The following is a 6,000-nucleotide window of genomic DNA, read 5'->3' as shown; positions in this document are numbered from 1 at the left end:
TTTTTAAATATTCCGGCTTAGCTCAGTTGGTAGAGCGCTTGACTGTTAATCAAGATGTCGTCAGTTCGAGTCTGACAGCCGGAGCTTTCTGGAGTGTTGTCCGAGTGGCTTAAGGAGCATGATTGGAAATCATGTATACGGGTTTTATCCTGTATCGAGAGTTCAAATCTCTCACACTCCGTAATACACTTTAAATAGTTACTAAATTTAGTTTTAGTGACTATTTTTTATTTAGTAAAATATAAAATTAAAAGAGAAAAAGGCAGTTAAGTTTATCTTTGAAGTGAACCCTAAAATTAGGATACTTTATATTAGCTGCTAACTGGGGACTAACTTCCGATATTCAAGCGGAGTTGGTCCTTTTAGTTTGGTTTTGATTCTTTTTTGATTGTAATACTCAATGTAGTCTCTGATTGCGTCTTCCGGTTCATTTAGATTCTTAAACCGCTTTTCAAACCCATAAAACATTTCTCGTTTAAGTATGCCGAAGAAACCTTCCATTAAGCCATCATCAAGCGAATTACCCTTGCGTGACATTGATTGGCTAATGCCATGATTTTTGAGCCATGCTTGAAATCTGTAGTTCTGATATTGCCAGCCTTGATCGGTGTGGAAGATCAAGCCGTTCAGTGCCGGATACTTGTGCCAGGCCTTTTTTAACATATCCATGGTCTGTTTAAGATTAGGGCTGCGAGAAATGGTATAGGAAATAATCTCTTGGGTACACCCATCAATGATCGGTGATAAATAGGTCTTTTGCCCATTGAGCTTAAACTCAGTTATATCTGAATACCATTTGTGATTGGGATAAATCGCATTAAAGTTACGTTTAATCAAGTCAGACTTAATCAGACCTTAGGTGCCGCGTTAACTGTTATATTTGCGCCAGCGTTTGCTGACTATGCCACACAATTTCAGTTTGTTCATTAAGCGCTGCACTTTTTTATGATTGGCTAATAAACCACGACGTCTTAATATTCCAAAGTAATACGTCGACAGCCGTAGCGGTGCTTGTGTTCTTCGTAGATAGCTTTGATTTCAGCCATTATTTCTTGGTTATCCCGATCTTTGTCCTTCTTCTTTAAAGTGTAGTAGTAATCACTACGGGATAGATGGGGTAGATTGGGATTGGCATTAATAGTAGCAAGAATAAAAGTTACGCTGACTTTAAGCTCACGTCTTAGTTGGGTAACTGCCACGGCTATTTCCGGGGCTTGCGGTTCTTGGTACGCTGGTCGACTAAGACGCTCAATTTTTTTACAAATTCGTTCTCGATAGTCAGCTTTAAGTTCTGCTGGCGTAAGCGTTCGATTTCTTGCTTGAGTCGATGATTTTCCTGTTTGATCAGTTGTTCTCTTTTGGTCATGGGGCGACCTTCCTCTTTGCTTATTAACGATATTATACCCATTTTTACGATATTCTCGTAGCCAATTGTGCAACATGCCACGACTTTTTAAGCCTAAAGCTAGTGCAACGTGATAAAGGGATTCATGGTCAACTATAATCCGCTTGAGTGCCTGCTCCTTAAAATTACTTGTGTAAGTAGTGTAAGGCTGGTCTAAAATAGCTAGACCGTGACGATTAATCAAAGCCAACAAATAATCAATATTCGACTTGCCAACCCGATAATGCTGACTTAATTCAGTAGGACCAACTTGATAATCATGCCAAAGATGATAGATTTCAATTTTATCTTGTTTAGATAATTTAGCCATAAAAATAATCCCCAAATTTGTCCTAAATTTAGGGGTCACTTCAATTTTTCCGCCTTTTTTTGTGTTTTTAAAAAATTAAATCGTTATTTTTCTGAAATAGCTTGTAGGTGGCTCTTTCTAAACGGTAGGGAATACCGAACTGCTGCATAAAAGGTCCGGGCTCATCGAATGTATAGAACTGTTTTGAAGCATATTTGTAGATTAGATTTAGTGAAAATAAATCGGCCTGATGTTCAACCAGTGTGCTCAAATTAATATAGTAAAAAGTTCCCTTATCGCCGTTGGCAAAATGGCCAATTTCATGACCAATCATAAAAGGTATTTCATTTTGATTTTTCCAATTGAGATTGATAACCATTCTACCAATATCAGTAAAAGAAACTGAGGGATAATCAGGATCAATCTGGTCTAATAACGCGTAACTAATTCCATGGTCAAATGCATAATTTAGCATGTATTTAATTAAATTTTCCACCTTTTTTGCCTTCTTTAAAATCAGAGTCCATTAGGTTACGGATTATATCAAGATATTTTTCAGGAACTGCTTTTCCATTATAAGCAAGTGGAATGTCGTCAGCTAAGTCAATTCGTTTGACTGTTTCTGCTGGACTTGATTCACCGAGTAAATCATTTACAGAGACGTGCAAGACATTAGCCACTTTTTTCAAACTTGCTGTACTTGGTGTTTGCTTATCCCAGCGATAAATACTGTTGGCACCAATTCCAGCTTTAAGTGCAAGACTTTGCAATGATGACCACCCCTTCTTTTTTGCAATTATTTTAATTCGATCTAAAGTAGTCATTCTGTTTTCCTCACGTTTCCATCAAGCAAAATTATCTTAAGTGATAAAAATATATTGACTTTTTACCCAAAGTGATTGATAATTAATTTCATCAAGTAATTAAGTAGTAAAAAATAAAACTAAATATTATAACTGTTTGTTGACCCTGCAGGTTTATTGTTGGTTTTATTTTGTTTATCATAGTTAAATTTTATCACGAATGATAGATATTGCAACTACTTGAGCGATCAATAACACATTTGCAATGAAAGGAGAATTGAGATGAAAATCCTGTATGATCTAATCCATAAACTCGAAGCTGATTACGGCTCATTGGACCTAGTTCCAGATAACAATCCTATCTTGCATCAAATACATGAGCAAATTAGCATTACTGCCCATGACAATATTGATTTGACCAAATATGAGAAAGTGGTAATTGCCCTCATGAAAACCGGCTTTAATTTGCATAACATTGTTGCAAAAACAGGAATTTCCTTTTACTTAGTTAGACAAATTGCCTCTAATTATGATTTGCAACTTAAGTTTTGCTATGTAGCAGTTAAAAGATCACGATCCCCAAATTTTCAGTAATGGTTTTGAAAATTTCCAGGTAATAGTTGAATCAAGCTGTTACAGCTTAACCATAGCTAAAATTAAGCTTGCCTTTCTTTGTAGTCAAATGAGAATGGCACATACTGGTAAATATCATTTTGTGGGTAATTATAAGAAAAGCATATATGAGATAGGAAGTGGTCACATGCATGATTTAATCAATTTGTTACAAGTACTGGTTGGTTTTGTTGGCACGGTTGGAACAGTGCTTGCCGTAACTCAAAAATATAACAAGGCAGATTACGAAGCGATTATTAAAGAATTAACAGCAGAAAGAGAAGAGTTTAAAAAAGACTATTACAGGCAGAAAAAGAAAACTGAAAAACTTGAGGAAGAATTGAGAAAATTATAAAATTCATCAAATCATTATTATTCTAAATGTAGCACTGTTATATATTGTAAAACCTATTCTTACGTCAAGCAGCATAGGACCGCTGTGGCTGCATTTTCAGCAAGTACTATGCAATCAAAGGCTAAGATTGTATCTGAAACAGTCAGGGTTATGATTGATAAAGTCCTTCAAGAAAATGCAAAAAGACAATATTATCGATGGCGTTGAAGATATTCAAAGTTTTGCTGAAAATGACGATGAACAATCTGTAATTATTCCAGTGGATAAAATCACCAAATGAAAACATTAAAACAGATATGGGCTAATGTATTAGTGACAATATTGCCATTTAAAAGTTTCAATATTTAAAGGCGATAATGTGCTATATAACTCCTGGTTTAATTACGATGTACTATTTACTACCATATTTTCAAATGATTCTGCTTTGATTAAAGCAAAGGCTAAATTTGTTTAAAAAAAGTTAGTTGAATTTGACCTGTTTGAAAGAACTTACTAGGCAGCCAATTGGGGGGGAAAGGTAGCACAGTTAATACTGACAACTTGACCTTTCTTCTCATACTCTAGTCAATGGAATATTGAACTTGCATTTGTTGTAACTGATCAAAAGGTCTTAAATTGTATGATAGCGCTAACTTGAAACCAAGTGTTAACTTATTAAAATATAATATGACTTGAGAAGTTCAAGATGAAAGAGGCAGCGCGCTAGAATTGGGTAAAAACTAATGGGTTAACGGCCGATCCGGGATTACTAAGCTAAATTGCCACAGATGATAATCTTGCTAGTTGGGCTAAGGTCGTGCTATCTATCACATATGTATTTTATCATCCTACTGCCAACAGTAAAAAAAGCAAGTCCATTAACAGCTAGTAAGGCTTATCTGATTTGAGAATCGTAAGCATGTTGAAGTCATCTGATATCGGGCATTCATGCAATTTAATTATCGTTAGTTGTTATGGTCCGTCTCTTTCATTAATTTAAAAGTAAGAACTATCATTTTAAAATTATTAAATTTATCAAATTAAGTAAATGAATTGTCTTGTCTTTACTTTAAAAAATAAAAAGCCTTCATTCAGCTATATATAGCTAGTGAAGGTTTTTAATACATTATTAACCTTAATTGTATAAGAATAAAATTCAATTAAGTTAATTATTTGTAAAGTTAATATATTAACATTTAATTACAAAGTAAAGTATAAATATAAGCCGACATATCAATACTACATCAACTTGTCTAAAATTATAGCACTTATGGATTTAATGAGCAACTGAAAATGGGAAAATACTTAAACATTTTGTCATGACTTTATGTTAAAAATTATTTTGTAAAAATTGCTTTCAGTACATTATTAAATTGCTGATATTATTAATAGTAAACTTAGTAGATAACTGATTACATCTTATATAATAAAACTGCCGATTTGATTTTGACAATAACAGAATAGCTAAATTTGAAAAAAACATGGACAAGTTATCTTTTGTATGCTAAAGTTTTAAAAGTAATCAGTTGATGATACAAATATGGAGGATTAGCTCAGCTGGGAGAGCATCTGCCTTACAAGCAGGAGGTCACAGGTTCGAGCCCTGTATCTTCCATTAGATAAAAAATTTTAAGCAAGAAGAGATAATAATTCTTGCTTTTTTGTTATTTAATAATCAACTTTAACAAAAATATTAGTGTGCGTATGATAGTTCTAAGTAATTAACTAATAAAAAATTCGCATAGGCTATTTTAGAAACAATTTAATTAATTTCTTTAAATAATAGACAAGTTATCTTTTGTATGCTAAAATTTTAAAAGAGTAGTCATTTGATGACAACAAACTGGAGGATTAGCTCAGCTGGGAGAGCATCTGCCTTACAAGCAGGAGGTCACAGGTTCAAGCCCTGTATCCTCCATTAAATTAAAATTTTTTAAGCAAGAACCAGTACAGCTTCTTGCTTATTTTGTTATTTAAAATAATACTTGGACTTTTATGCCAGGATTACCCGTTAAATTAGTGAAAATTGGATAATTATTAGGGAACTCCTAATCTAACCGAATAAGAAAGAGATATAAAGAGATATAATGATTTAATTTAGAGCTTAATTTCTTGAGCGTTAAGAGAATACTACAAAAGAATAAAAAGATTACATCAAATTTTATACTGTACAATGAAAAATTCCGGTCATTTACGAATTAATTTGTAACATGATTACAACCTTAAATACAGTTACTGGTAGAATTGCGTTTTAAGCACTTAAAACCTGACTTTATTTAGAATTTATATTCAACGAGACATTTAAAATTGGCTGTTTTAAAAATTTGCAATGTAGTTTTTGCTGAATGCTTAAAGTAGCATATTTAATCTATCATTATGTTACTGTATTTGAGAAAATCATATTATCTAATAAAATATATAGCAGTTGGCGGACCGTATTATGGCAGCTTGTTATTATTGCTTTATCCGCAATTGTTTATTGGCCTTTTATTAAAAAGTACGATTAAGATCTGTTGCAGCAGCAACAAAGTGAAGAATAATAAATAAACTCAATGTC

The 6,000-nt window shown here is 33.2% G+C and carries 5 protein-coding genes, 4 tRNA genes and 1 pseudogene; 7 read left to right on the top strand and 3 right to left on the bottom strand.

Features of this window, described 5'->3' with window-relative positions; all coding sequences use genetic code 11:
- The first annotated feature begins 11 nt into the window (after positions 1-11).
- Both J3U73_RS10780 and J3U73_RS10775 read left to right on the top strand, forming a co-directional pair.
- Positions 12-84 (top strand) — tRNA-Asn (locus J3U73_RS10780).
- 6 nt (positions 85-90) lie between these two features.
- Positions 91-181, top strand: a tRNA-Ser gene (locus J3U73_RS10775).
- Between the two features lie 137 nt (positions 182-318).
- Here the strand turns inward: J3U73_RS10775 and J3U73_RS10770 are convergent.
- From J3U73_RS10770 to J3U73_RS10760, 3 genes and pseudogenes are all read right to left on the bottom strand, one after another.
- Positions 319-1,715 (bottom strand): annotated as a pseudogene (locus J3U73_RS10770) (IS3 family transposase).
- Positions 1,716-1,782: 67 nt separating this feature from the next.
- Positions 1,783-2,190, bottom strand: a complete 408-nt coding sequence (locus tag J3U73_RS10765; RefSeq protein WP_267394190.1) for a hypothetical protein — start codon at positions 2,188-2,190, stop codon at positions 1,783-1,785.
- Positions 2,174-2,518 (bottom strand): helix-turn-helix domain-containing protein, encoded by a 345-nt coding sequence (locus J3U73_RS10760; RefSeq protein ID WP_220268246.1) that lies wholly within the window; start codon positions 2,516-2,518, stop codon positions 2,174-2,176. The genes J3U73_RS10765 and J3U73_RS10760 overlap by 17 nt, the downstream gene beginning before the upstream one ends.
- Positions 2,519-2,779: 261 nt before the next feature.
- Here J3U73_RS10760 and J3U73_RS10755 point away from each other — a divergent pair, with 261 nt between their 5' ends.
- The 5 genes from J3U73_RS10755 (at position 2,780) to J3U73_RS10735 (ending at position 5,361) form a co-directional block, all read left to right on the top strand.
- On the top strand, positions 2,780-3,091 hold the full coding sequence (locus J3U73_RS10755; RefSeq protein ID WP_267394188.1) for a hypothetical protein: 312 nt from the start codon (positions 2,780-2,782) through the stop codon (positions 3,089-3,091).
- 166 nt (positions 3,092-3,257) lie between these two features.
- Positions 3,258-3,464 carry a hypothetical protein gene (locus J3U73_RS10750; protein WP_267394186.1) on the top strand — a complete coding sequence of 69 codons (207 nt, stop codon included), beginning with the start codon at positions 3,258-3,260 and terminating at the stop codon, positions 3,462-3,464.
- Positions 3,465-3,618: 154 nt separating this feature from the next.
- Positions 3,619-3,744, top strand: a complete 126-nt coding sequence (locus tag J3U73_RS10745) for a hypothetical protein (RefSeq protein ID WP_267394183.1) — start codon at positions 3,619-3,621, stop codon at positions 3,742-3,744.
- A 1,241-nt stretch (positions 3,745-4,985) separates the two neighbouring features.
- Positions 4,986-5,058 (top strand) — tRNA-Val (locus J3U73_RS10740).
- Positions 5,059-5,288: 230 nt separating this feature from the next.
- Positions 5,289-5,361 (top strand) — tRNA-Val (locus J3U73_RS10735).
- Positions 5,362-6,000: the final 639 nt, after the last annotated feature.

The organism is Lactobacillus sp. B4005, assembly GCF_026536045.1.
GTDB lineage: Bacteria > Bacillota > Bacilli > Lactobacillales > Lactobacillaceae > Lactobacillus > Lactobacillus panisapium.
Note: the sequence above shows the minus strand (reverse complement) of the source record. Positions and strands in the feature narration are given on the sequence as shown.